The organism is Streptococcus sp. KHUD_014 (assembly GCF_051106275.1).
Lineage (GTDB): Bacteria > Bacillota > Bacilli > Lactobacillales > Streptococcaceae > Streptococcus.
In genome coordinates, this window is sequence record NZ_CP193666.1 from 1,410,063 (window position 1) to 1,436,808 (window position 26,746).

Sequence of the window (26,746 nt, forward strand, 5' to 3'; positions counted from 1 at the left end):
TTATAACACAAAAAATGAAAACTATATGAAAAACATTTAGTTTTTTCATTATTTTTCTTAAGGCACCTTAATTATAAAAAATATGATAAAAACTTAAGAAAATTCAACAAAATTTTAGGGAAAGTCAGAATAAGTCTACTCATTAACGATAATGATAAATCTATTGATAAACTTTGACATTTAATAGTGAACTGTAACTATTATTTCTAACTTGATTTCTCTATAAAAGAGGAAAAACCAGCGTCTTTTGACGCTGGTTAATAATTTATTCTCAAATAAAGCAGAGCCTAAATGGCTTCTGTGACAAAACTTCTACTTTCAAGTACCTTAAGCATGGCATCTGCTGTATCCAAGGCTGTAAAGAGTGGAACTCCATGTTCAATGGCTGAACGGCGGATTTGCTCACCGTCCTCGTCTGCTGTACGTTTTGTTCCAACGGTATTGACGATGGCTTGAATTTTCCCTTTGCGTACAAAGCTCGGAATATCCTTTTCATCATCACCAATTTTCCCTACCAATTGGGCCTTAAGACCATGATTTTCAAAGAAGGATGCTGTTCCTTGAGTTGCCAAAATCCCGTATCCAATCTCTTGGAAACGACGAGCCAATCCCAAAGATTCTTCCTTGGCATCATCAGCGATGGTAAAGACAACATTCCCAAAGGTTGGCAAGTGAAGATAAGAAGCTTCAAAGGCCTTGTAGAGGGCTTTTTCAAGAGTGGTATCAGAACCCATGACCTCGCCTGTTGACTTCATTTCAGGACCGAGGAGGCTGTCTACCTTAGCTAGCTTGGTAAAGGAGAAGACAGGTGCCTTGATATGAACACGGGTGCTTTCAGGGTAAAGTCCATCTTGGTAGCCAAGTTCTTCAAGTTTTTGACCAAGAATGAGCTTGGTTGCTACTTGAGCCATAGGGATATTGGTCACTTTAGAAAGAAATGGAACCGTACGGCTGGCACGTGGATTGACCTCAATAACGTAGACTTTTTCATCCTTGATGACAAACTGAATGTTCATCATACCAAGACAGTTAAGGCCGATTGCTAGGCGTTTTGTGTAGTCTGCGATAGTTTCTTGCACCTTTTGAGACAAGGTTTGTGGAGGATAAACAGCCATGGAGTCACCTGAGTGGACGCCTGCGCGTTCGATATGCTCCATGATACCTGGGATGAGGACATTTTGTCCATCTGAGATAGCATCTACTTCACACTCTTGACCGACGATATAAGAGTCTACAAGAACTGGATGATCTGGACTTGCCTTAACGGCTGTGCGCATGTAAGAACGGAGATCTTCTTCGTTTTCTACAATTTCCATAGCACGTCCACCCAAGACATAAGAAGGACGAACAAGGACTGGGAAACCAATCTTGCGGGCTGCAAGTACTGCTTCTTCTTCGTTTGTAGCAGTCTGTCCAGGTGGCTGTGGAATATCCAAGTCTTTGAGAGCTTGTTCGAAGAGGTCACGGTCTTCGGCACGGTCTAGGTCAGCAACTTGCGTACCAAGGATAGTCACACCTGCTTTAGCCAATGGCTCAGCAAGGTTGATAGCTGTTTGACCACCGAACTGAACAATAACGCCTTTTGGTTGCTCCAAATCGATGACATTCATCACATCTTCAAAAGTCAATGGTTCAAAGTAAAGTTTATCCGATACAGAGAAGTCTGTAGAAACTGTCTCTGGGTTTGAGTTCATAATGATGGCTTCGTAGCCAGCAGCTTGGATTGCCTTAACAGAGTGAACAGTTGCGTAGTCAAACTCAACCCCTTGACCGATACGGATTGGACCAGAACCTAGGACAAGTACAGATTCCTTATCAGACTTGATAGACTCATTTTCCCATCCATATGTTGAGTAGAAGTAAGGAGTTTCTGATTCAAATTCTGCGGCACAAGTATCTACCATCTTGTAAACTGGGACAATCTTGTTTTCTAAACGAAGTTGGCGAACTTGATCAGCTGTCGTTTCCCAAAGTTCTGCGATTTTACGATCTGAGAAACCATTCAATTTTGCAGTTTTCAAAACTTCAAGATCTTGTGGATATGAGCCCAATTCTTGCTCAATCTCAAAAATATGTAAGAGTTTATCCAGATAGAAGATATCGATTTTTGTAAGCTCAGCAATTTCTTCTGGTGTGTAACCACGGCGAATAGCTTCTGACACATAGAAGAGACGGTCATCTTGGGCTTTGACAACTTTTTCAATCAAGGCATCATCTGAAACATCTGCAAGTTCAGGCATTTCATTATGATGCACCCCAATTTCAAGGGAGCGACAAGCCTTAAGAAGAGATTCCTCGATGTTACGACCAATAGCCATAACTTCACCAGTTGCCTTCATTTGGGTACCCAGACGACGCTCCCCTTTTTCAAACTTGTCAAATGGGAAACGTGGAATCTTAGCCACCACATAGTCAAGGGCTGGCTCAAACATGGCATAGGTTGAACCTGTAACTGGGTTAATGACCTCATCCAAGGTCAATCCTACTGCGATCTTTGCAGCCAATTTTGCAATTGGATACCCCGTAGCCTTAGAAGCAAGGGCTGAAGAACGAGATACACGAGGGTTTACTTCGATGACATAGTACTTAAAGCTGTGTGGATCGAGGGCCAACTGAACGTTACATCCACCTTCAATCTTGAGAGCGCGGATGATGCTCAAACTTGCATCACGAAGCATTTGGTTTTCATAGTCTGACATAGTCTGCGCTGGGGCAAATACAATGGAATCTCCTGTATGAATTCCGACTGGGTCAAAGTTTTCCATGTTACAAACAACCAAAGCATTGTCAGCTGAGTCACGCATGACTTCGTATTCAATTTCCTTAAAGCCAGCGATTGAACGTTCAATCAAACACTGGGTAACAGGTGACAACTTCAAGCCATTTTCAGCAATTTCACGTAGTTCTTCCTCGTTGGCACACATACCACCACCAGTACCACCTAGAGTAAAGGCTGGGCGGACGATAACTGGGTAGCCAATAGTTGCTGCAAAGGAAACTGCTTCTTCAACCGTATTTACAATTTCTGATTCTGGAATCGGTTGCTTGAGTTCTTCCATCAATTGTTTAAAGAGATCGCGGTCCTCTGCTTGGTCGATGGCAGACAATTTGGTACCAAGAAGTTCTACTCCGAGCTCATCCAAGATACCATTTTTAGACAATTCCATAGCCATATTAAGACCTGTTTGACCTCCAAGTGTTGGAAGCAAGGCATCTGGACGTTCCTTACGGAGAATACGCGTTACAAACTCAAGTGTGATCGGCTCAATGTAAACCTTGTCCGCAATCTCCTTGTCCGTCATGATAGTCGCAGGGTTTGAGTTTACCAAGACAACCTCATACCCTTCCTCTTTCAAAGACAAGCAGGCCTGGGTCCCAGCATAATCAAACTCAGCAGCCTGACCAATAATAATCGGACCAGAACCAATCACCATAATTTTTTGAATATCAGTACGTTTAGGCATTTACAAGATATTAAGGGCGTCAAGCGGACAAAGCTAAAATAGGAGTTATGACGAAGAACCGTCAGTTCTAGGAATAACTATCTTTTTAGCACCGTCCGTAGCCCGTATTCAATTCAGCAAATACGGAACACCCTTCTCCTTTCTATTCGGCAACTCTCTGGTTGCCATTAAATAAATTCTCCGACGATTTTTTAGCGAAACGATGCTTTACTATAAAAAATCTCATACGGGAAGTTGTTAGTTTTAACGATTGCTTGCTTTAAAAGCTTCCATCATTTCGATAAACTCGTCAAAAAGGTAGCTTGCATCATGTGGGCCAGGTGCAGCGTCTGGGTGGAATTGTACGGAGAAGGCAGGTTGATATCTATGTCGTACCCCTTCTACAGATTTGTCATTGATTTCCTCATGAGTAATCATCAAGTGCTCTGGAAAATCTTCTCGACTCACTGCATAACCGTGATTTTGACTAGTAAAATCCACGCGCCCTGTTGCAATTTCACGGACTGCATGGTTAAAGCCACGGTGACCAAACTTCATCTTATAGGTCTTGGCACCATTAGCCATTGAAAAGAGCTGATGCCCCATACAAATCCCAAAAATCGGAATTTTACCTTGAACTCCACGAATCATCTCTAGTGCCTCTGGTACATCCTCAGGATTTCCTGGACCATTTGACAGCATAACACCGTCTGGATTCAAGTGAAGAATTTCCTCAGCAGTTGTTGTATAAGGAGCCACCGTTACATTACAGTCTCTCTTAGACAATTCTCTCAAAATCGAATGCTTAAGACCAAAGTCTACAAGTACCACGCTCAAACCTACTCCTGGAGCTGGGTAAGCAGTTTTGGTAGAAACTTGCTTGATATTGTCAATTGGTAGAACAGTTGCTTGAAGCTGATCTGTGATGTGATCGATACTATCTCCCACATGTGTCAGAGTCGCCCTCATAGTCCCATGTTTGCGAATGATTTTTGTCAAAGCACGTGTATCAATACCTGAAATACCAGGGATTTTCTTAGACTTCAAAAATTCATCCAATGTCATCTGGTTGCGCCAGTTACTGGCTCTACGAGCTTCTTCAAACACCACTACACCTTTGCAGGTTGGACTGATGGATTCATAGTCATCACGGTTAATCCCATAATTTCCAACCAAAGGATAGGTAAAGGTCAGGATTTGTCCATTATAAGACTGGTCTGTAATCGATTCTTGGTAACCAGTCATCCCAGTATTAAAGACGATTTCACCCGTGACGTCAATTTCAGCCCCAAAGGCTTTTCCTTCAAAAATTGTACCATCTTCTAATACTAGAAGTCGTTTTGTCATAAATTCACCTCTCGTGGATGCTCTCAGGCATCTTTTAACGTTTTGTGTCTTATTTTGCTTTTCTGTATGCCAATACGGATTCCAAGATTGCCATTCTGACAAAGACACCGTTAGTCATCTGTTGAACAATCCGTGATTTTGGAGCTTCAACCAAGTGATCAGCAATTTCAACATCGCGGTTGACTGGAGCAGGGTGCATCAGAATAGCCTTCTCCTTCAAGCGGTCATAGCGTTCTTGAGTTAAACCATGTTGAGTGTGATAGCCTTCTTTTGAAAAACCTGTTCCACTATCATGGCGTTCATGTTGAACACGAAGAAACATCATCACATCAACTTGGTCAATGATTTCATCAATATTTACAAACTTTCCATAGTCCGCAAATTCTTGACTTCTCCATTCTTCTGGACCAGCAAAGTAGAGTTCTGCTCCCAAACGTTTTAAGATTTGCATATTGGATTTAGCCACACGTGAATGGTCAAGGTCTCCAGCAATGGCCACCTTGAGTCCTTCAAAGTGTCCAAATTCTTCATAAATCGTCATTAAATCAAGCAAGCTTTGGCTTGGGTGTTGACCCGAACCATCCCCACCATTGATAATGGAAGTCGTAATAGTAGGACTTGCGATCAACTCTCTGTAGTAATCCACCTCTGGATGTCGGATGACACAGGCGTCCACTCCTAAGGCTGACAAGGTCAAAATTGTATCATAGAGTGTTTCACCCTTATTGACTGAACTTGTTTTCACATCGAAGTCCAATAGGTGAAGTCCCAGTTTGATCTCTGCTACTTCAAAAGATTTGTGGGTACGAGTCGAACTCTCAAAGAAGAGATTAGAGACAATGTGTTGGTCTTCGTAAGAAGCTTTTGCTCCATTTTTAAATTCGATTCCGCGTTTGATCAATTTCATGACTTGTTCTACAGTAAGGTCTTCCATAGAAACTACGTGTTGAATGGCTTGTTGATTTTCTGACATGGCTAACTCCTTTTTGCTATCTAGGCTTCTTCAGTAATAAGAACACGATCTTGTCCATCAAGTTCAGTCATCTCTACGATGATTTCTTCTGAACGACTGGTTGGGATGTTTTTACCAACGTAGTCTGGACGAATTGGTAATTCTCTATGTCCTCGGTCTACTAGAACTGCTAAACTCACACGAGCAGGACGGCCATGGCTAACGATGTTGTCAATGGCTGCTCGGATGGTACGACCTGTATAGAGTACATCATCCACTAAAATCACTTCTCTATCCGTTACATCAACAGAAATGACAGAAGTATCTTCCCCACTTTTAACATCGTCACGGAATGGTTTTGTATCTAACTCAACGATTGGTACTGAGATTGACTCCAACTGTTCCAATCGTTCTTGAATGCGACGGGCAATAAAGACACCTCGTGTTTTTATCCCTGCCAATACAATCTTGTTCAAGTCTTTGTTTCGCTCGATAATCTCGTAGGTGATTCGAGTAATCGCTCGCTTGACGGTCAATTCGTCAACTACTTCTTTTGTCTTCATGACAAACCTCCAAAAAGAAAAGTCTCCTTAAACAAGGAGACTTCAGAATATATAGTTAAGCTAGCCCTACCAAAAACAGTAGAGACTCCACCCTTCTACTTGATCCAGCTCCTTGCCTGCCTCACGGGACAGGATTAAAGGAATATTTGATTGGTACTACTATAACACAAACTAGGAATCAATGCAAGAAAAAAACATGAAAATTCCATCTTATAACGAACTAAAATCGTATAATTGCGGATACTGATCGCATTCTGGATTTTTTGGATGACAAATAGCTCTACCAAAGTAAATCATAGCTTGATGGGCTGGCAACCACTTTTCTGGTGGCAGGATATCCATGACTCGTTTTTCGACTTCGAGGGGTGTAGCAGATTTTTTGACAATATCATGGTGCTTACAGATGCGCTCCACATGAGTATCTACAGCGAAGGCAGGAATCCCAAAGCCAACACTCATCACAACATTAGCTGTCTTACGACCAACACCTGCCAGACTCTCCAATTCCTCACGTGTCTGAGGTACTTGACCATCAAAATCGTCTAGTAACTGTTGGGCACATTTTTTGAGAAACTTTGCCTTGTTTCGGTAAAGTCCTAAACGAGAAATATGTTTAGCTATGTCACTCTCACTTGCATCTGCCATAGCTTGAGGTGTAGGGAAGGCTTCGAAAAGAGCCGGAGTTGCTTTATTTACTGCAGCATCTGTTGTCTGCGCAGACAACATAACCGCAACCAAGAGTTCAAAATGATTGCGAAAATCTAGACTAGGTTTTGCATCTGGAAAAAGAGCGATGATTTCCTCAATGACATGACGGGCACGTTTCTTGGATAAAACCATCTATTCATCTCCGTCAAATAATCCTTGCAAGCCAGCAAAAGGACTATTTTCTTCTTTCTTGACTGCTTGTTGAGCTTGATATTCTTCTTCAGTCATGATTTGCCAGTCATTTCCAGAAACAAATCCCTGACCAGCTTCTTCTTCTACTGTTAAGACCTTGATTGGAATGTTTAGCAAGATATTATCCGAAACACTTTCAGCAAGGTCGATTTCACCATTTTCGATAGGTAAAACCAAGTCATCATCAGGAACCTCTTGGTCCAGTTGATTGGTAGCACCTTCCATAAAGACTTCTGTCACTGGATAAGACTCTTTCAATTCTACAGGTTCCATGCTACGACTAGAAGCTAAAACGATGGTGTAAGATAGTTGATAATCTAGGAAATACATACGGTCTTCGTACTGTACTTTCCCAACCGCTAGAATATCTTTTACGTCTAAAATTTCTTGATTACGCTCACGTAAGTCAGCTGACAAGTCTAGAGTTTGCTCAAAATACAAACCTTCAGGCTGCTTACGAATTTCTTGAATATTTAATTTCATACTTCCTCCATAAAGATTTACTTCCTTGATTATACCATGAAAGGAGGTCAAGTAAAGCATCTAAACTTTTAAAACATCTTTCTGTATTTTTTGATATATTTATTATGACAAATTTATTTTTTGTGCTATACTATAGACATCAATACATGAGCAAAGGAGGACGCTCATATGGAAGACAAAGAACTAATCTTAGAAGCTTATCAACTCATTTCCGAGTTAAATAAAGCTTACCAAACCTGCAAACAAGGCTTGCCTGATGACCTACGCTTACAGCAAAATATAGACGAAGTTCTCAGAGCACTTAAAAAAGCTGAGAAACTAGACAACGCCATCTTAATTGAACTAGAAGCCTTTTACCAACTTACTAGTCTTTTGATTGGACTTGGTAGCCTAAAGCTAAATGACCAGGCTCGCACTGCTTGGCGCAACTATGACAAGTTCCATTACGAGCATGTCAAACACGTACTGACTCTTTATGGACCTGTTTTTGGATTTTAGAGTTTAGAATTTTGGATTTTCTATTGACAAAATTTCCTGAAAGGTATAGGATAGAGGTACTAATACTCGGAGGTAAGGGAGACATGAACAACTAAGTCTATCAAATAAAGAACCTTTATTTAGTAGATCTTGTTTCTGTCTCTTTTTTGTGTACTCTTTTTTCTGCTGGATTTTCAGCCCTTTTAAAAGAGTTTTTTTGACACGGACGTTTGGCTCTACTAGGTAAAGTAGAGCTTTTTGTTATGCACTATGGACATTCTAGAAAGGGCAACAATATGATAAAAATCAATCATCTGACCATCACACAAAACAAAGATTTACGAGACCTTATTTCCGATTTAAATATGACTATCCAAGACGGAGAAAAAGTCGCTATTATCGGGGAAGAAGGAAATGGCAAATCAACCTTACTTCGAACTTTAATGGGAGAAAGATTAGCTGATTTTTCTATCAGGGGAGAAATCCAGTCTGACCTTCAATCACTAGCCTACATTCCTCAAAAGTTACCTGAGGAACTAAAAAATAGAACTCTACACGACTACTTCTTTTTAGAGTCTACTGATTTGGACTATAGTCTCCTCTATCGTTTGGCTGAGGAATTGCATTTTGATAGTGATCGTTTTACTAGCGACCAAGAGATTGGTAGTCTATCTGGGGGAGAAGCATTGAAAATTCAACTCATCCATGAATTGGCCAAACCCTTTGAGATTTTATTTTTAGATGAACCTTCAAATGACTTAGATCTTGAGACGATTGATTGGCTAAAAGGTCAGATTCAGAAGATGAGGCAAACCGTTATTTTCATTTCTCATGATGAAGACTTTCTCTCTCAAACGGCAGAAACCGTTATCCACTTACGACTAGTCAAGCATCGAAAGGAAGCTGAAACCCTAGTCGAACATTTAGACTATGATCGCTATAGTGAGCAGAGAAAGGCTCATTTTGCAAGACAGAGCCAGCAAGCTGCCAATGACCAACGAGCCTATGATAAAACCATGGAAAAGCATCGTCGAGTCAAGCAAAACGTAGAAACTGCTTTGAGAAATACTAAAAATGATGTTGCTGGGCGTCTACTAGCTAAAAAGATGAAAAATGTTCTCTCACAAGAAAAACGCTTTGAAAAGGAAGCTCAGTCCATGACCCAAAAGCCACTTGAAGAAGAGCAAATTCAACTTTTCTTCTCAGATATAGAGCCATTAGCGGCTTCAAAAGTCTTAGTTCGACTGGAAAATGAGACTTTGTCCATTGGTGAGAGTGTTTTGGCTCAGGAGTTACAATTAACTGTCCGTGGCCAAGAAAAAATCGGCATCATCGGTCCCAATGGCGTTGGCAAATCCACTCTTTTAGCAAAGTTACATCAACTACTAAACGACAAAAGAGAGATCTCGCTTGGATTTATGCCACAAGATTACCAAGAAACACTTCAGTTGGACCTATCGCCAGTAGAATTTCTTAGCCAAACTGGACACAAAGAGGAAATACAGAAAATCCAATCTCACTTAGCCAATCTCAACTTCAGCTATCCAGAGATGCACCACAAAATCCACTCCTTATCTGGTGGTCAACAAGGAAAACTCCTTCTTTTGAATTTAGTACTGCGAAAACCAAACTTTCTCCTTCTGGATGAACCCACACGAAACTTTTCTCCAACTTCTCAACCAGAAATCCGAAAACTCTTTGCCAATTACCCTGGTGGTCTGGTCACTGTTTCGCATGATCGGCGTTTCTTAAAAGAAGTCTGTACGACTATCTATCGTTTGACAGAGCATGGTTTGGAAGTAGTCGATTTACAAGATTTATAAATGTAGAAAATCGCAAAAGAGGCTGGGACAAAAGCCCTAGCCTCTCAATAGTCTTTGGATTGTCGAGCAAGACGCAGTGGTTGAGTGGGCTCTACTAGGCTGATTTCATCAGCTTTTACAGCCCTACTCAACTGTGCGGAGGTGGGACGACGAAATCGAATTCTAACGAATTACCGATTTCTGTACTACTCTCTCTTTTTACATATATTGCAAACGCTCAATCCACTCTAAGTTTAAGGGTTTAGTATAGAGGAGTTTTTGAGAAGCCTTGCTATAGAAAGTTCTGCTACATGCTCTACAAGCCAGTTCATGACTGGCTATTGTTACAGTTCTATAGGTAAAAAAATTTTTACCTATATTTATAAACTAAGGTATTATAATGTGGCCTTACCTAAAATACATAAAGCAAAATGCAACTAGATTATTGAGGAAATGTAAAAGAATAGAATTCCAAAGATTATCGGAAGTCTTATACCTTATACCAAATGCCAACCCCATACCTAAATAGGTGATAAAACTAGGAATCGTATAGGGTCCATGTAGATAAGCAAAGAGAACCGATGTGGCAACTAAGCCAATATATGTATTCTTAAATACCGTCCCTTGTAACATTCCTCGCATAAAAATTTCTTCCGTAACGGGTGCCAAAATACAGAGATCTAGAAAGAGCACAGGCAATGAAAGTGATAAACTTTTCACCGCTTGAGTTGTATCTGATTGAGTAGGTCCTAAAAAATTGACCAATATATAAAACAGGAAGAGCAAGGCGTAGGAGAAAAGCCATTTCAAGATATCTTTTAGGCAGATTTTTCGAATGTGAAACAGGTCATACTTTCTTCCTACATAAAAAAATATTGCAAGTTCAACAAGTGTAAAAATGATTGAGAGGACTAATGAATTTGTCCACATGATTTTGTCAGCTATACTTAAGTGTATTGGTATGAAAATCAAAATCAAGAAAAAGGTCATCCAGCGCTTATACATGATTCACCTCACTAATATATAATTACATATATTATACTACTTTTCTGTGATAGGACAAGTCACAAGTGAGGTGATAGATGCAAAAATCCAGAGGAAAATCTCTGGATTCTTTTACATATGTTGCAAACGCTCAATTCGTTCTGAAATAGGTGGATGAGTGTAGAAGAGTTTTTGCAAACCACCTCTTTTTTGAGGATCGTTGATATAGAGAGCACTACTAGCATCATCCACATGACGGCTCATTGGCTGACTATGGTCCAGCTTACGAAGGGCATTGATCATCCCTTGAGGATTACGAGTCAACTCTACACTTGAAGCATCTGCTAAAAATTCTCGCTGACGAGAGATAGCTAGTTGTACCAAGGTTGCTGCTAAGGGAGCCAGAACAATTGCAAGGAGAGAAACAACTAGCATAATAATTTCAAGTCCTCCGCTATCACGGTCATCGCTTCTACGACCACGGCCTGCACCTCCCCACCACATCATGCGTCCAGCCATACTTGATAGAAGTGTAATGGCACTGGCAAGGGCAACCGCGATCGTAGAAATACGAATATCATAGTTACGAATGTGACTGACTTCATGACCAATAACCGCCTCTAACTCTTCACGATTCATAATCGATAGGAGTCCTGACGTTGCTGCTACCGCTGCATTTTGAGGATTTGAACCTGTAGCAAAGGCATTTAAGCTAGCATCATCGATGATAAAGACACGTGGCATGGGGATTTGCGCCACCATAGCCATATCTTCCACAACATGATAGAGAGTTGGTTCCGTCTGCTCATTCACCTCACGCGCACCATTCATGCTCATGACTATCTCTGTTGATTGAAAAATCATGGAGAATGCATAGACTAAGCCGATAATTAAGGCTAGAACCATACCTCCTATTCCTGATCTCATAAAGAGATAACCAACCGCATAGCCGAGCAAGGCTAAAAGGAGAAAGAATACTAGTAGTAAAATCCAAGTTCTTCGCTTATTACTCGCAATTTGATCATACAACATCCTAGTCACCGAAACCACTAAAATCGACTTTAGGTACTACCTTTTCTTCTTCAGGAGTTTGAAGGAAGTCAGCCACTTTAAAACCAAAGAGTCCAGCAATTAGGTTACTTGGGAAAGTCTCCAATTTGACATTATAGTTGCTCACAACACTATTATAAAGTTGGCGAGAGTATGAGATTTTATTTTCAGTATTAGTCAGTTCCTCTTGCAATTTAGCAAAGTTGCCACTCGCTTTTAGGTCTGGATAATTTTCTGCAACGGCAAAAATTCCTGACACTTGGCGTGATAAGGCATCACTAGCTCTCATAGCTTCTGCCGGTGAGGTTGCAGCGGCTACTTGATTGCGAAGCTCTGCAACTCTTTCAAGTGTTGAACCTTCATACTTTGCATATCCCTTCACGGTCTCTATCAAGTTTGGCAAGAGATCGTTACGACGTTTCAACTGAACATCAATCTGACTCCATGCCTCCTTAGTTTGCATGCGATTTTTAACCAATCCATTATAGGTAATAATCACAAAGATACCAATAAGAGCAAGAACTCCAAGAATAATCAAATTCATCTGATATCTCCTTTCTGTTTTTAGATTAGTACTAGTATATCAAATTTCTATCTTTTTGTGGTAAAATAAGATGATACTAAAGAAGGAAACTACTATGAAACCAGAAACATTTTATAACTTGCTAGCTGAACACAAGATTCTTCTTTCTGACCAGCAAAAATTTCAATTTGAGCGTTATTTTGAACTCTTGGTTGAATGGAATGAAAAAATCAACCTGACTGCTATTACAGAAAGAGAAGAAGTCTATCTCAAACACTTCTATGATTCCATCGCTCCTATTTTACAGGGATTGATTGAAAACCAGCCCATTAAACTCTTAGACATCGGCGCTGGAGCAGGATTTCCCAGCCTTCCCATGAAAATTCTCTATCCTCAACTAGAGGTAACCATTATTGATTCTCTAAATAAACGTATCAACTTTCTTAATCTATTAGCCAAAGAACTAGGTTTAGAAAATGTTCACTTCTATCATGGACGTGCCGAAGACTTCGCCCAAGATAAGAACTTCCGGGCCCAGTTTGACGTTGTGACAGCCCGCGCTGTTGCGCGCATGCAAGTATTATCTGAGTTGACTATCCCCTACCTAAAAGTCGGAGGAAAATTGCTAGCACTTAAGGCAAGTAATGCACCAGAGGAATTAACTGAAGCTAAAAATGCCCTCAATCTTCTCTTTAGTAAGGTTGAAGAAAACCTCAGTTACACTCTTCCTAACGGAGATCCTCGCTACATCACTATTGTTGAAAAGAAAAAGGAAACTCCTAACAAATATCCAAGAAAAGCAGGTATGCCTAACAAACGACCACTTTAAAACATTTTTAAAAAAGTTGTTTACAAAAGAAACCTCACTTTTTTATTTCCAAGCTCGGGAAAAAATGATTTACAAAATCATTTTTTTCTGCTATACTATCCTAAGCAAAGGTTTTTAATGTCATCCCGTGAGGTGACGAAGACGCAGAAATATATGAAATTCTTTAATATTGGGATAACCATGTTTTGAAGAAGTCTTACTCTGAGAGCCTATTGCTGTAAAATAATGGGCTCTTTTTTGATGCCCAAAAGTGAGGTTTATATGAAACAAGAATCAACTGTTGATTTGTTACTTGACGTTGACCAACGTCCTTCGGCTGGAAAAGGAATCCTTCTCAGCTTCCAGCACGTGTTTGCCATGTTTGGTGCAACCATCTTGGTACCATTGATTTTGGGAATGCCTGTATCTGTTGCCCTCTTTGCATCAGGTGTCGGAACACTGATTTACATGGTATGTACTGGCTTTAAAGTTCCAGTCTATCTCGGTTCTTCTTTTGCCTTCATAACTGCAATGTCACTTGCTATGAAGGAAATGGGTGGCGATGTTTCAGCTGCTCAAACAGGGGTTATCTTGACTGGTTTAGTCTACGTCCTTGTTTCAACTAGTATCCGCTTTGCTGGTACAAAATGGATCGACAAACTCTTGCCACCAATCGTTATCGGACCAATGATTATCGTTATCGGTCTTGGACTTGCAGGTTCAGCTGTAACAAATGCTGGTCTTGTAGCTGATGGTGACTGGAAAAACGCTCTTGTAGCTGTTGTTACCTTCCTCATTGCTGCCTTTATCAATACAAAAGGAAAAGGATTCCTTCGTATCATTCCTTTCCTCTTTGCCATCATCGGTGGATACATCTTCGCAGTTGTTCTCGGTCTTGTAGATTTCACTCCTGTTCTTGAAGCTAACTGGTTCGAAGTCCCAGGCTTCTACCTTCCGTTTAACACAGGCGGTGCCTTCAAAGAATATAACCTTTACTTTGGTCCAGAAACAATTGCAATCTTACCAATCGCAATCGTAACAATTTCAGAACACATCGGAGACCACACGGTCTTGAGCCAAATCTGTGGCCGTCAATTCTTGAAAGAACCAGGTCTTCACCGTACACTTCTTGGTGACGGTATCGCAACATCTGTATCTGCCTTCCTAGGTGGTCCTGCTAATACTACCTACGGTGAAAACACAGGGGTTATCGGTATGACTCGTATCGCTTCTGTCTCAGTTATCCGTAACGCTGCCTTTATCGCAATTTCACTAAGCTTCCTTGGAAAATTCACTGCCTTGATTTCAACAATTCCAAATGCCGTACTTGGTGGTATGTCAATCCTTCTTTACGGGGTTATCGCCAGCAACGGTTTGAAAGTCTTGATTAAAGAACGCGTAGACTTCGGTCAAATGCGTAACCTTATCATCGCAAGTGCAATGCTGGTACTTGGACTTGGTGGAGCAATCCTTAAACTCGGTCCAGTTACCCTTTCAGGTACTGCACTATCAGCAATGACAGGTATCCTCTTGAACTTGATCTTGCCATACGAAAATAAAGACTAAATTACATTCATAAAAAAATCCACTCGAGTGAGTGGATTTTTTGCTTAAGTTCCCCTAGCAATCAAGAGATAAAGTAAGGTAATCCCTAACATAATAAATTAAAAAGTAAAATTACTAGAATAGGCTGCCCCATCACTAGCTACATTTGTTGTAGTTTCCGCAACACTAGTAACAGTTGAAGGTGATAGACTCTCCATAAATTGTTGAGTAGAACGAATGACAAACTCTCCAAACATTAGAACAGTAACGATTAAAATATCAAACCATTTTAAGTATTTTTAAGGTTTAGCAGGATGAATACTTTGTAGAAACTTCATATTCCCTCCTTATCTTTAATAATATGGATTGATTATAAAAAAATTATATGAACCAATTTGTTGGAAAATTAAAAAAACAGCCTTCCAAAAAGACTGTTCTAGCAAATTACCCTGAGTGGTGTTTCTTTTCTAGCATTAAATCCTTCAATGAAATAATGGTTACAGCTAATAAAATCATAGTCATTCCAACAAAGTCAATCGGATAGAAAATATCTCCCATAATCATGAAGGCGAAAAAAACTGCTGAAATAGGTTCAATAGATGCCAAGAGGCTAGACTTGACTGGGCCAATCATACTAGCTCCCTTAAGAAAGGCTGTATAGGCAAATACGGTTCCAATAAGGATGATTCCTGAAAATGCAAGAAAGATATCAAAAGAAAAGGGAATACTAGCTCCAATAATTCCAGTAAAGGGTACTGCTACAAAACCAGATAGGGTCATTCCGATACCGATAACTAGGCTACTTCCCCATTTTTGAATCAATTTAATCGGTAAGATGATATAAAGTGCATAGGTCAGGGCTGAGAACAAGCCCCAAAAAAGACCAGCTGGAGTAATCGAGAGTTGATCAAACTGTCCATGAGTGGCAATCAAGAAGGTTCCACCTATGGCCAAAATCATGGAAATTATTTCAGCAACTGTAGGAGCAACCTTATCCTTGATACATGTGTAAGCAAGAATTCCAACTGGACAGACATACTGAAGAACCGTCGCTGTGCCAGCATTTGTCTCCTGAATGGCTGATAGATAGGCCAATTGATTTATAAAGAGGCCAAATAAAGAAAATAGAAAGAGGGAAACCAGGCTTGAACAATCCTTTAAAAAGGCTAGAAATTTATCCTTTGATTTAGTATAGGCCAGTAGAACCAAAAATAAACCAGCTATTATCAAACGAATATTAGTCAGAACTAAGGCAGATATCCCATGAACCATTAGGTACTGACCGCTGGTCCCAGACAATCCCCAAGCAATACCAGCAATCACTGTAAAAAGAGTTCCTTTAAAAGCTTTTGACATACTTCCTCCCTAGTCTGCTTCACGAATTAGGTCCATGACTTGATTACGGTCTATGATCCACTGCGCACGCTCGTCTTTTTCGTAGGTTCTATTGGACAAGAAAATCGCAGCTTCCTGCTTCTTACGATTCCACATGATAAAGGTCCCAGTATAGCCTGTATGGTCTAGCCAATCGCCTTCAAGATTCCAAGCTAACGAGCGTTCTTTATCACTCAAATCTGAAAAATTCTGACTTAATCCTGCAGCAAAATCATCATGTAAATAATGCTCTAGGAAGATTTTTAAATCCTTCACAGTTGAAAATAGGCCTGCACTACCAGCGTGTTTCCCAAGCAAACGAGCTTTGGGATCATGGACCACTCCTGCTCCCTGTCCACGAACAGTCGGAACAGCACTGCTAACTGGACCAAACTGAGTTTCTTTCATCTCCCACGGTTCAAAAACCTGCTCTTGTAGAATTTTGTCTAAATCCTTTTTAAAATAGTTCTCCAGCCAAAATCCCAGTAAGAGGAAATGCACATCTGAGTATAGAAAAGCTCTTTTCTCTCTACGATTAAGGTGAAGCATAGCCTTTCTTAACTGATCCGCTGAGAGTTGGTCCCTATTTGGAATAAAAGGATCAAGGTCTGTTGCATGCGTCAATAAGTGGCGAAGAGTTATATCAGGATAATCTGTCTCCGGAAGATAAACCTTTATCGATTGATCCAAATCTAACTTCCCTTCACTCCACAAAAAGCTTAGGACAGTCCCTACTCCGACGACCTTACTCACACTAGCCAAATCATAGACCAAACCCTCACGAGTTTTTTCAGCTGTTTCTGGATTTGCTTCGCCTAGAAACCAATCAGACCAAGCACCATCCTGATAATATGCAAAAGAGGCACCAGGATAAATCCCTGCCTCAATTTGTTGCTCTATTTTTTGAATGATTTCTTGTTTCATACTTCTTCAAACCACAATTCGATGTTGTTGGTATCCTTAGTGAGGAAAAACTTCTCAGATTTTGGAATAAAGTAACCAGCTTCTTCGAAACGCTGACGCAATACAGCAAGTTCCAAGTTCTCTACTTGAAATTTTAGCATGGCCAAGTCCCAGGTAACATTATTTTCTACCAACAAATCTTCCCCCTGATCTTGCTTGAAAGCTACACTATTCTCAACTTCTCCTTGTTCGAGAAGGCTGGCTATCTCTTCAGGCAAGTTAATTTCCACTGAGACTTCAAATGCTGTCAAATATTGCAGTTTCTCATCTTTTGGGAAAGTGATTTCTTCATCAACCTGTCTTAAATCCTTTATGTCATTTTCTGCATGGATAAGGACGAGATCTCCTTCTGGAGAAAGGACTTCAAAAGCATAACCATTCTTTCCTCTGTATAACTGAGGAAGAGTCTCCATTCTAGCTAATAGCGCCTCAATCTCAGATGGATTTGCTACTTTTACAATTAATCTAGCTAATTTTTTTATCCCTTCAACTTTCCGAGTTCTCATACTTGGTGATTCTTCTAAAACTAATTTCTCAACACCCGATTGATCACCGAGTGATAGGAAAGCTGACTCTTCTAATAAGGGTTTCATACCTAAGGTCTGGATATAAAACAATTCATTTAATCTTCTATTATTTACCTTTAGCGTCGGGATCATACGCACAATTTGATTTACATTCATAAATTCCTCCAACACTTTTTATTTTATAGGATTTTATCGCATTTTACAAGTTATTCAACTAAAAACTTTGACTATATTAACCTTTTTAGCACATGAAACTCCCTTCTAAATTAGAAGGGAGCCTATTGTATTTAGTAAACTAGTTATATCAATTCTTCCAAGAAAGAACTGCTTGAAGACCATAGTGATCACTAACTTGTGGACTATTGCTACCATCAAAAACCACATCTAAGTTTTCTACCTGTACATCCTTTGTGGTAAAGATATAATCGATTCGAAGAGGTTCTGTATTTCCCTTCCAACCATCTATTTCAGGTGGAACAGTGTAGCTACCACTTCTTTCTTGAGCAACTTCAAATGCATCCTGTAAAGCTAATGGACTAGCTAAAATAGCCTGATAACCTTCTTGACCTGCAGGATTGTTAAAATCTCCCGCTAGTAATAGAGGCTTGTTTAATTCTCTTAAAACTGCTTCAAATCGTGCCCACTCTTCTTGGAAGCCTTTATCCCACCATGAAAGATGGACACTTGCAACTGCAAGCTCCTTACCATCTACTACAGTTTCAGCCAAGGCCACACGACGTGTATGATAGTCTGTTGGATCATCTACATCTGATACCAAAATTTCCCGTGCCACAATTGGTGTTTTTGATAAGATGGCTACACCCTCATGGTAGCGATCATAGCCAATATGATTGTAAGCCCAAGTCCAATAGTAGTCTAGACCTTGTTCAGCTAAACGCTCCACCAAGAGTCTAACGTAATGGTCTTGATGAATCGGTTCAGCAGATGGTAAAGCTTGATAAAAATGATTGACGGTTGCCTCTGGAGAAGTGATTTCCTGATTGATTTCTTGGAAACAAATAAGATCATAGTTGTTTTCAAGTATATCCTGAAGCAAAAGTTGAAACTTTTGCTGGGGATCTTTTTCCATCCAACTATGGGTATTCAGTGTTAAAAACTTCATGATTTTCTCCTATAAACAAGAGGTTGGAAAACAGCTTCCAACCTCTGATATATTACAATTCTACTTTTGCAACCGCTGTTTTAGCTGCAAGAGTTCCTGTTTGTTCTAATGTTACTGATTTAATTGCGTCACCATTTGTAAAGACAACTACAGTTGAAGTTTCACGATCTGCTGCACGGATAGCATCCAAGTCAGCTGTAACAAGAAGATCACCAGCAGCAACCTTTTGTCCTTCAGCTACGTGAACTGTAAATGGTTTTCCTTCAAGACTTACAGTATCAAGTCCGATGTGGACAAGAACTTCAAGTCCAGCTTCAGTCACAAGACCAAGAGCGTGTTTAGTTGGGAAGATACTTGATACAGTACCTGAAACTGGAGACACAATGTTTCCATTTGCAGGTTCTACAGCAAATCCGTCACCCATCATTTTTTGAGCAAATACTGGATCTTTTACTTGTTCCAAGGCAACAACTTGACCGTCTGCTACTGAGTAAACTTCCTCAGTAAGACCTTTGAAGTGAACAGTGTTTTGTTGTGCTTCAGTCATTTGGCTTGGAAGAGTTTCAGGAATGATTTCACCTGAATCAAGAAGGTCTTGAATATCTGATTTCAAAACATCAGCTTTAGGTCCGTAGATAGCTTGAACCCCTTGTCCTTTCATGACAAGACCCATAGCTCCTTCAGCTTTCCACTGTTCTGCATCACCGACTTTGTCAGCATCTTTTACAGTTACACGAAGACGAGTCATACATGCATCAACATCAACGATGTTTGCACGTCCACCAAGAAGGTTAATAATATTAACTGCTTGAGATGAGGCAGCTACTTTTCCTTCACCCTTAGCAGAGTCCTCGCTTGATCCTTCAGCAGTTTCGTAGTTTCCGTTACGTCCTGGAGTAGCGTAGTTGAATTTTTGAATCATAAAGTTGGCGATAAAGTACATGATAACCGCAAATAGTGCTGTTACCCAGATAAAGTTAATGATATCCATTCCAAGACCCGCATTGATCGCCATTGGTGTACGAGTCAAGAATTCGATAGAACCAAATGAGTGCATACGTAGGTTAACAACGTCAGCCATAGCAAAGGCAGCACCTTGAACTAGTGAGTATACAAGGTAAAGAGGTGTTGCAACGAACATGAACATATATTCAATCGGTTCAGTAACACCAGTCAAGAAAGTTGCAAGAGCTGTCGCAATCATCATTCCTTTGTATTGGTGTTTCTTGTCTGCTTCAACATTACGGTAAATAGCAGCAGCCACACCCATCAAAATACCGAATGAACCAATCATTTGTCCAACTTTGAAACGAGCTGGATGAACTGTATCTAGCAATGTTTGATATTGGCTAGCATCAGTACCTTTAAGGTTAACAAGGTCTGTTACCCATGCAAGCCAAAGTGGATCTTGTCCAAATACTTGAGTGCCTTTTGCTGCACCAGTTAAAATATCATAAGTACCACCAAGAGCTGTATAGTTCATTGGGATAGTCAACATGTGGTGAAGTCCGAATGGCAAGAGCAAGCGTTCCAAAGTACCATATAAGAATGGTGCAAGTACTGGTGCTGTTTCTTGTGAATTGGCAATCCAGATACCGAAGTTGTTGATACCTGTCTGAATCAGTGGCCAGAAAGCTGAAAGAAGAATTGCAGCGATTGCTGAGCGAAGAATAACTACAAATGGTACAAAACGTTTCCCGTTAAAGAATGAAAGTGCATCAGGAAGTTTACGGAAGTTGTAGTATTTATTAAAAGCAGTCGCTCCAACAAAACCTGAGATAATCCCTACAAATACCCCCATGTTAAGTGCTGGTGCCTCAAGTACGCTAATGAAGTAATCAGAAACCTTGATAGATCCACCAAAGATTGTTGAAACCATAGCGTTAGGATCCTTCAACATATCCCCTGATACACCGAAGATTGTACCAGTGATACGGTTAATAAGGATAAATGCAAGACCTGCCGCAAAAGCACCACCAGCACGTTCCTTAGCCCAGCTTCCTCCAATAGCAAGGGCAAACAAAATATGAAGGTTACCGATAACCCCCCAACCAATTTGCTCTAGTACGCCACCAGTAATAACTAGGGGAGCAAGGTTTGGGTCAATCATTGCAAGTGACTTACCGATTGAAATCATCAATCCAGCCGCTGGCATAACAGCGATAACCACCATTAGAGCCTTACCGAATTTCTGCCAAAACTCGAAAGACAAGACATTTTTGAATGTATCTTTCATCATTCAAATCTCCTTTATATTTATTCGGCAAACGTTTTACGAAAACGTTTGCGCATGTTTATGTTTTAATTTTACCACTTTTTATTTTTTTGTAAAGGCTTTTATAAAAAAAATTTGACTTTTTCTTTCACTTCACTTTCTGGTAGGCTATCTCTTACTGACCATTTTTGAGTTTACTGCCATTTTTTGTTATAATATTAGCTATGAAATCCTATAATACCTTGAATGATTATTATCGAAATTTATTCGGAGAAAAAACTTTTAAAGTTCCTATTGATGCTGGCTTTGACTGTCCAAACCGTGATGGAACTGTAGCACATGGGGGCTGTACTTTTTGTACGGTTTCTGGTTCTGGAGATGCAATCGTTGCTCCTGATGCCCCTATTCGCGAACAATTTTATAAGGAAATTGACTTTATGCATCGTAAGTGGCCAGATGTCAAAAAATATCTGGTTTATTTTCAAAACTTTACCAATACCCATGAAAAATTGGAAGTGATTCGCGAACGCTATGAGCAGGCTATCAATGAACCTGGGGTAGTTGGTATCAATATCGGAACACGCCCAGACTGTTTACCTGACGAGACTATCCAATATTTGGCCGAATTGTCGGAACGCATGCATGTGACTGTCGAATTAGGTCTGCAAACAACTTATGAGGAAACATCTAACCTCATCAATCGTGCTCATTCTTATGAATTATACGTAGAAACCGTTAAGCGTTTGAGAGAATTCCCTAAAATTGAAATCGTTGCCCATCTCATCAATGGTTTACCAGGCGAAAGTCATGAAATGATGGTAGAAAATGTGCGTCGCTGTGTGACGGATAATGATATTCAAGGAATAAAACTTCACCTACTTCACCTCATGACCAATACTCGGATGCAAAGGGATTATCATGAAGGGCGTTTACAGCTCATGAGTCAAGAAGACTATGTCAAGGTTATCTGTGACCAACTGGAAATTATTCCCAAGCATATGGTCATTCATCGAATCACTGGGGATGCTCCTCGTGATATGTTGATCGGTCCTATGTGGAGTCTCAATAAATGGGAAGTTCTAAATAGCATTGAGGCTGAAATGAAACGCAGAGGAAGTGTTCAAGGATGCAAGGCTGTAAAACAGGAGTTTAATAATGAAAAGACCACTTGAAATGGCGCATGATTTTCTTGCCCAAGTCATCACTCAAGAAGATATTGTCGTTGATGCGACCATGGGAAATGGCCATGATACCCTTTTTCTAGCTAAGTTAGCCAAACAAGTCTACGCTTTTGATATACAAGAACAAGCTCTAGAAAAGACTAGTCAACGCCTACAAGAAGCTGGTTTAACCAATGTCGAGTTACTTCTACAAGGTCATGAAACCGTGGATCAGTTTGTGACAGAAGCCAAGGCAGCCATCTTTAATCTTGGTTATCTTCCTTCAGCTGATAAAAGTATTATCACCCAACCTCAAACAACCCTTGAGGCACTGGATAAACTTTGCCATATGCTGGTTAAGGGAGGCCGAATTGCCATCATGATTTATTACGGGCATGAAGGTGGAGATATAGAAAAGGATGCAGTCATGGATTTTGTCAGCCAATTACCACAACAAGAATACACTGCTACTATCTATCGCACCCTCAACCAAATTAACAATCCACCATTTTTGGTCATGATTGAAAAATTAGAAAGGTATCGACATGGATAAACAGTACCTAAAAGATAAAATAGAAGCCATGCGTCACAACTTTGTTGAATCTACTCAACACGAACGTGCAGTCGGGATTCTAGACGAAGCTCGAATGAGCAAGAAAATGTTGAAAATCAAGAAAAAACTGATTACTCTTGAAATGGAGCGTTGTCAGAAAAAAATCGAACATAAGGACTGCTCAAAGATTGATCAAAAAATTCAAGAACAAAAGGAACTTTTTGAAGTCTGTCGTAACCAAAAATAGGGAGGTGGAAAATGAATTTACTTTTTTATCTCTTGGTATTTTTACTAGTTCTCATCGTTTCTAGTACGACCAATAAGCTGCTTCCCTTTTTACCCATGCCCCTGATTCAAATTTTGTTAGGGATTGGAATTGGGCTTTGCTTACCCAACAATCAATATCACTTAGATACTGAGTTGTTTCTGGCTTTAGTCATCGGGCCGCTACTCTTTCGCGAAGCTCAAGAATCAGATATTACCTCCATCCTAAAACACTGGCGGATTGTCCTCTTTTTGATTTTCCCAGTTATCTTTATATCAGCCTTGAGCATGGGGGGACTCGCTCATGTCCTTTGGGCTAGCCTACCATTAGCTGCCTGCGTAGCAGTTGGTGCTGCCTTAGGTCCTACTGACCTAGTAGCCTTCGCATCCCTTTCTCAACGCTTTTCCTTCCCAAAGCGGGTTTCTAATATCCTAAAAGGGGAAGGTCTTCTGAATGATGCTTCTGGACTAGTAGCCTTTCGAATGGCTCTCATAGCTTGGACAACAGGAACATTCTCACTTACCCAAGCCGGAACTTCATTAGCCATTTCTATCGTTGGAGGATTTGCAGTCGGCCTTATAACAGCCTTAATCAATCGCTTCCTTCATACCTTTCTACTCAGCGTCCGTGCAACAGATATCGCAAGCGAACTCTTACTGGAACTAAGTTTACCTCTCTTAACTTTTTTCATAGCCGAAGAAATTCATGTTTCAGGCATCATCGCCGTTGTTGTTGCTGGGATTCTGAAAGCCAGCCGTTTCAAAAAAATAAATCTCCTTGAAGCACAAGTTGATACTGTTACTGAGACTGTTTGGCACACTGTAACCTTTATGCTCAATGGTTCAGTCTTTGTCATTCTTGGGATGGAACTGGAAATGATCGCGGAACCAATTCTTAAGAGTGCTTTCTACAACAAAGTGCTTCTCTTACTCAGTGTTTTCCTCTTGACCTTCCTGCTTTTTGCTATCCGATTTGTCATGATCTATGGATTTTACGCTTTTCGGATTAAGAAGCTTCATAAAAGTTTTGACAAGTACGTCAAAGACATGCTCCTTCTGACTTTTTCAGGAGTTAAGGGTACAGTTTCCATTGCAACCATCCTCTTGATACCGTCTAACTTAGAGCAAGAATACCCGCTTCTTCTCTTCCTCGTAGCTGGTGTAACGCTTGTAAGTTTCCTTACAGGTTTGCTAGTCTTACCTCATCTCTCTGAGGAGCAAGAACCATCTAAGGATCAACTCATGCACATTGCCATCCTAAACGATGTCGCTATGGAGTTAGAAAAGGATTTAGAGAACACAAAAAACAAGGTTCCACTCTATGCGGCTATTGACAATTATCATGGACGTATTGAAAATCTTATTCTGAGTCAAGAAAATAAAGAAATCCAAGAAGACTGGGAAGCTCTTAAATTGCTGATTCTTAGTATTGAGAGTGATAGTTTAGAGCAGGCTTACGAAGAAGGTAAGATTGGAGAAAGAGGCTACCGTGTCTACCAACGCTACTTGAAAAATATGGAGCAAGGCATCAATCGTAACTTTGCTTCCCGCCTAACTTACTACTTCCTCGTTTCCTTACGGACATTGCGTTTTCTACTACATGAGATCGTTACCTTTGGGAAAACCTTCCGTTCATGGAAAGACAAGGAAAAACAAAGACTTCAGGCTATTGACTATGACCAGATTGCAGAGCTCTACCTAGCAAATACCGAAATTATCATCGAAAGTTTGGAAAACCTCAAAGGGATTTATAAGAGCTCTCTGATTAGCTTTATGCAGGAATCTCGTCTCCGTGAAACTGGAAATATCACAAGTGGAGCCTTCGTGGAGCGGGTTATCAATCGTATCAAGCCCAACAACATCGATGAAATGCTTAGAGGCTATTACCTTGAGCGTAAATCTATCTTTGAATACGAAGCTCAAAAACTCATCTCAGCTCAATATGCAAAAAAACTTCGGCAAAATGTTAATAATTTAGAAACTTATTCCTTGAAAGAAGCGGCCAATACCCTACCTTACGATATGATGGAGCTGGTACGTAGAAAATAAGGTATAGGTAACCAAAAACTTAATTATGGAGGATTGTGAAATGAAAAAGTTGTGGAAACAGCTGACTGATAAACCCTTATTAAAAGCTTTTTTGCACTACTATCAAGCTTCTGATAGTGAGTTAACCAGCGTTGCTGTTGCCTACTATTGGTTGATTTCTATCTTCCCCTTACTCATGATAGTGGTCAATATCTTACCCTACTTTCAAATTCCTATCTCCAACTTTCTACTGACTATCAAGGAATTTCTCCCTGATACTATCTATGAAGTAGTCGCGAAGATTGCCAAAGAAGTTCTGACTCAGCCATCAACTGGTTTACTGAGTTTTGCTATCTTATCAGCCCTCTGGACCTTTTCAAAATCCATGGATTTTCTTCAAAAAGCCTTTAATAAGGCTTATGGCGTAGCAAAAAACAGAGGAATCATCTCTCATCAATTGATGAGCCTCTTGGTTAGCTTTGGACTTCAAATTCTCTTTGCACTTGCCTTATTCCTAAGTATGTTTGGCCATATGTTATTGGACTTTCTTAAAAGCCACTGGCAAGTTGAAGGCTCAATATTGAGTTATCTTCAGGACTTTACGGGTCCACTCATCTATGCTCTCCTTTTTGCAATCTTGATCATGCTCTATTACTTCCTTCCCAATGTTAAAGTAACTCGTATTCGTTACATTCTACCAGGAAGTGCTTTTGTAGTCTTAACTATCGTCAGTTTATTAAATATCTTTTCAGTCTATTTCAATAATTATGTCAACTACTTAGTAGACGTCCGTTTTTTCAGTTCTATTATCGTAGTCGTCATGATGTTCTGGTTCATTCTGATTGCTAAGATATTGATTATCGGTGCAGTGATTAATGCTAGTGTGCAAAGTCTCAAAGATCCGAATTTTGGAATTGAATAAAGATTACGAGGGTGTGACAAAAGATCACAGACTCACTTTTTATTAGCAATCAAACTATGACGCGATTGATGATTGGATTTTTTGGTGAAAAATTTCATTTGATTCTATCCGCAACCTTCAAGAATCAAATGACTTGTTGAAGCCTCGTGGGTCTGGACTAAGAAATCGAGACTTTGTCCATTGATTACTGTCCCACCGCCTTTCTTAGATCTTCAGAAATTCACCTCAAATAACGGAATCAATTCTGTCTATAGATGACTATTATTTTATAAAACATAGTTAAACCAGGGGATTTACCTTCCATTTATCGATACTTTATGATACAATAATGACATGATTTTAATAAAATTAGCTTCAATTTTGCTTTTGGTATTAACCTTAGCTTTGGCGGTTATCATCAGCAAACTTTTTAAACTAAAGAAGAAAGGCATCAACTTTGCTGATTTGGCTTTCCCTTGTTTAATATTTGAATATTATTTGATTACGGCCAAGGTATTTACTCATAACTACCTCCCCGTATTGGGAACGGCATTATCACTACTTGCCATCATTTTAGTATTTTTCTTTCTTACAAAGAAACGTAGTTTTTACTATCCAAAGTTTATCAAATTCTTTTGGAGAGCAGGATTTCTACTAACCTTGCTTCTCTATATCATTATGATTGTTCAAATCTTTTTGATGAAATAAACTTTAATAGAAGAAACAAAATTAGCCAGCACCTCTTGAGTTTGGCAAGGAAC

General features: G+C 39.9%; 25 protein-coding genes. 10 read left to right on the forward strand and 15 right to left on the reverse strand.

Annotated elements, in window-relative coordinates; all coding sequences use genetic code 11:
* Window positions 1-287: 287 nt before the first annotated feature.
* The 6 genes from carB to ACORHT_RS06900 all read right to left on the reverse strand — a co-directional run bounded on the left by carB (window position 288) and on the right by ACORHT_RS06900 (window position 7,688).
* A complete protein-coding gene (gene carB / locus ACORHT_RS06875; RefSeq protein ID WP_414319522.1) occupies window positions 288-3,464 on the reverse strand; it encodes a carbamoyl-phosphate synthase large subunit in 3,177 nt (1,058 codons plus the stop codon).
* A 243-nt stretch (window positions 3,465-3,707) separates the two neighbouring features.
* The gene (locus ACORHT_RS06880; RefSeq protein ID WP_434349830.1) at window positions 3,708-4,790 is read right to left on the reverse strand and encodes a carbamoyl phosphate synthase small subunit; all 1,083 of its coding nucleotides are present in this window, start codon (window positions 4,788-4,790) and stop codon (window positions 3,708-3,710) included.
* Between the two features lie 49 nt (window positions 4,791-4,839).
* Entirely contained in the window at window positions 4,840-5,763 is a 924-nt protein-coding gene (locus ACORHT_RS06885; RefSeq protein WP_075229175.1) for an aspartate carbamoyltransferase catalytic subunit, read from the reverse strand.
* Between the two features lie 20 nt (window positions 5,764-5,783).
* A complete protein-coding gene (gene pyrR / locus ACORHT_RS06890; protein WP_075229176.1) occupies window positions 5,784-6,305 on the reverse strand; it encodes a bifunctional pyr operon transcriptional regulator/uracil phosphoribosyltransferase PyrR in 522 nt (173 codons plus the stop codon).
* Window positions 6,306-6,515: 210 nt separating this feature from the next.
* Window positions 6,516-7,145: an endonuclease III gene (gene nth / locus ACORHT_RS06895; protein ID WP_075229177.1), complete on the reverse strand. Its 630-nt coding sequence runs from the start codon at window positions 7,143-7,145 to the stop codon at window positions 6,516-6,518.
* Window positions 7,146-7,688: a YceD family protein gene (locus ACORHT_RS06900; RefSeq protein WP_434349831.1), complete on the reverse strand. Its 543-nt coding sequence runs from the start codon at window positions 7,686-7,688 to the stop codon at window positions 7,146-7,148.
* 168 nt (window positions 7,689-7,856) lie between these two features.
* Here ACORHT_RS06900 and ACORHT_RS06905 point away from each other — a divergent pair, with 168 nt between their 5' ends.
* Together ACORHT_RS06905 and ACORHT_RS06910 are read left to right on the forward strand one after the other, a co-directional pair.
* Window positions 7,857-8,186 carry a helicase BlpT gene (locus ACORHT_RS06905; RefSeq protein ID WP_434349832.1) on the forward strand — a complete coding sequence of 110 codons (330 nt, stop codon included), beginning with the start codon at window positions 7,857-7,859 and terminating at the stop codon, window positions 8,184-8,186.
* A gap of 242 nt (window positions 8,187-8,428) precedes the next feature.
* The gene (locus ACORHT_RS06910; protein ID WP_434349833.1) at window positions 8,429-9,988 is read left to right on the forward strand and encodes an ATP-binding cassette domain-containing protein; all 1,560 of its coding nucleotides are present in this window, start codon (window positions 8,429-8,431) and stop codon (window positions 9,986-9,988) included.
* A 387-nt stretch (window positions 9,989-10,375) separates the two neighbouring features.
* Here ACORHT_RS06910 and ACORHT_RS06915 read toward each other — a convergent pair whose 3' ends face one another.
* From ACORHT_RS06915 to ACORHT_RS06925, 3 genes are all read right to left on the reverse strand, one after another.
* Window positions 10,376-10,972 (reverse strand): lysostaphin resistance A-like protein, encoded by a 597-nt coding sequence (locus ACORHT_RS06915; RefSeq protein ID WP_434349834.1) that lies wholly within the window; start codon window positions 10,970-10,972, stop codon window positions 10,376-10,378.
* A gap of 111 nt (window positions 10,973-11,083) precedes the next feature.
* Window positions 11,084-11,983 carry a zinc metalloprotease HtpX gene (gene htpX, locus ACORHT_RS06920; protein WP_434349835.1) on the reverse strand — a complete coding sequence of 300 codons (900 nt, stop codon included), beginning with the start codon at window positions 11,981-11,983 and terminating at the stop codon, window positions 11,084-11,086.
* Between the two features lies 1 nt (window position 11,984).
* Window positions 11,985-12,545 (reverse strand): LemA family protein, encoded by a 561-nt coding sequence (locus ACORHT_RS06925; protein ID WP_434349836.1) that lies wholly within the window; start codon window positions 12,543-12,545, stop codon window positions 11,985-11,987.
* Window positions 12,546-12,639: 94 nt separating this feature from the next.
* Here ACORHT_RS06925 and rsmG point away from each other — a divergent pair, with 94 nt between their 5' ends.
* Together rsmG and ACORHT_RS06935 are read left to right on the forward strand one after the other, a co-directional pair.
* Window positions 12,640-13,353: a 16S rRNA (guanine(527)-N(7))-methyltransferase RsmG gene (gene rsmG, locus ACORHT_RS06930; protein ID WP_434349837.1), complete on the forward strand. Its 714-nt coding sequence runs from the start codon at window positions 12,640-12,642 to the stop codon at window positions 13,351-13,353.
* A 261-nt stretch (window positions 13,354-13,614) separates the two neighbouring features.
* A complete protein-coding gene (locus tag ACORHT_RS06935) occupies window positions 13,615-14,898 on the forward strand; it encodes a uracil-xanthine permease family protein (protein ID WP_434349838.1) in 1,284 nt (427 codons plus the stop codon).
* Between the two features lie 98 nt (window positions 14,899-14,996).
* On the opposite strand, the gene ACORHT_RS06940 is transcribed toward ACORHT_RS06935, so the two are convergent.
* The 6 genes from ACORHT_RS06940 to ACORHT_RS06965 all read right to left on the reverse strand — a co-directional run bounded on the left by ACORHT_RS06940 (window position 14,997) and on the right by ACORHT_RS06965 (window position 21,103).
* Window positions 14,997-15,134 carry a hypothetical protein gene (locus tag ACORHT_RS06940; RefSeq protein WP_434349839.1) on the reverse strand — a complete coding sequence of 46 codons (138 nt, stop codon included), beginning with the start codon at window positions 15,132-15,134 and terminating at the stop codon, window positions 14,997-14,999.
* Window positions 15,135-15,321: 187 nt separating this feature from the next.
* The gene (locus tag ACORHT_RS06945) at window positions 15,322-16,233 is read right to left on the reverse strand and encodes a DMT family transporter (RefSeq protein ID WP_434349840.1); all 912 of its coding nucleotides are present in this window, start codon (window positions 16,231-16,233) and stop codon (window positions 15,322-15,324) included.
* A gap of 9 nt (window positions 16,234-16,242) precedes the next feature.
* Complete coding sequence (locus ACORHT_RS06950; protein ID WP_434349841.1) at window positions 16,243-17,175, reverse strand: serine hydrolase domain-containing protein; 933 nt, start codon at window positions 17,173-17,175, stop codon at window positions 16,243-16,245.
* Window positions 17,172-17,897 carry a CppA N-terminal domain-containing protein gene (locus tag ACORHT_RS06955; RefSeq protein WP_434350829.1) on the reverse strand — a complete coding sequence of 242 codons (726 nt, stop codon included), beginning with the start codon at window positions 17,895-17,897 and terminating at the stop codon, window positions 17,172-17,174. The genes ACORHT_RS06950 and ACORHT_RS06955 overlap by 4 nt, the downstream gene beginning before the upstream one ends.
* A gap of 148 nt (window positions 17,898-18,045) precedes the next feature.
* The gene (locus tag ACORHT_RS06960; protein WP_434349842.1) at window positions 18,046-18,864 is read right to left on the reverse strand and encodes an endonuclease/exonuclease/phosphatase family protein; all 819 of its coding nucleotides are present in this window, start codon (window positions 18,862-18,864) and stop codon (window positions 18,046-18,048) included.
* Between the two features lie 52 nt (window positions 18,865-18,916).
* A complete protein-coding gene (locus tag ACORHT_RS06965) occupies window positions 18,917-21,103 on the reverse strand; it encodes a PTS transporter subunit IIBC (RefSeq protein ID WP_434349843.1) in 2,187 nt (728 codons plus the stop codon).
* 200 nt (window positions 21,104-21,303) lie between these two features.
* Between ACORHT_RS06965 and ACORHT_RS06970 the strand changes: the two genes are divergently transcribed.
* The 6 genes from ACORHT_RS06970 to ACORHT_RS06995 all read left to right on the forward strand — a co-directional run bounded on the left by ACORHT_RS06970 (window position 21,304) and on the right by ACORHT_RS06995 (window position 26,693).
* On the forward strand, window positions 21,304-22,251 hold the full coding sequence (locus ACORHT_RS06970) for a TIGR01212 family radical SAM protein (RefSeq protein WP_434349844.1): 948 nt from the start codon (window positions 21,304-21,306) through the stop codon (window positions 22,249-22,251).
* A complete protein-coding gene (locus ACORHT_RS06975; protein WP_434349845.1) occupies window positions 22,235-22,792 on the forward strand; it encodes a class I SAM-dependent methyltransferase in 558 nt (185 codons plus the stop codon). Before ACORHT_RS06970 ends, ACORHT_RS06975 begins: the two co-directional genes overlap by 17 nt.
* Window positions 22,785-23,039, forward strand: coding sequence for a hypothetical protein (locus ACORHT_RS06980; protein WP_049548182.1), 255 nt, complete (start codon window positions 22,785-22,787; stop codon window positions 23,037-23,039). The genes ACORHT_RS06975 and ACORHT_RS06980 overlap by 8 nt, the downstream gene beginning before the upstream one ends.
* Window positions 23,040-23,050: 11 nt before the next feature.
* Complete coding sequence (locus ACORHT_RS06985) at window positions 23,051-25,105, forward strand: cation:proton antiporter (RefSeq protein WP_434349846.1); 2,055 nt, start codon at window positions 23,051-23,053, stop codon at window positions 25,103-25,105.
* Between the two features lie 40 nt (window positions 25,106-25,145).
* Window positions 25,146-26,006 carry a YihY/virulence factor BrkB family protein gene (locus tag ACORHT_RS06990; RefSeq protein ID WP_434349847.1) on the forward strand — a complete coding sequence of 287 codons (861 nt, stop codon included), beginning with the start codon at window positions 25,146-25,148 and terminating at the stop codon, window positions 26,004-26,006.
* Between the two features lie 333 nt (window positions 26,007-26,339).
* Window positions 26,340-26,693 carry a DUF3397 domain-containing protein gene (locus ACORHT_RS06995; RefSeq protein WP_075229193.1) on the forward strand — a complete coding sequence of 118 codons (354 nt, stop codon included), beginning with the start codon at window positions 26,340-26,342 and terminating at the stop codon, window positions 26,691-26,693.
* Window positions 26,694-26,746: the final 53 nt, after the last annotated feature.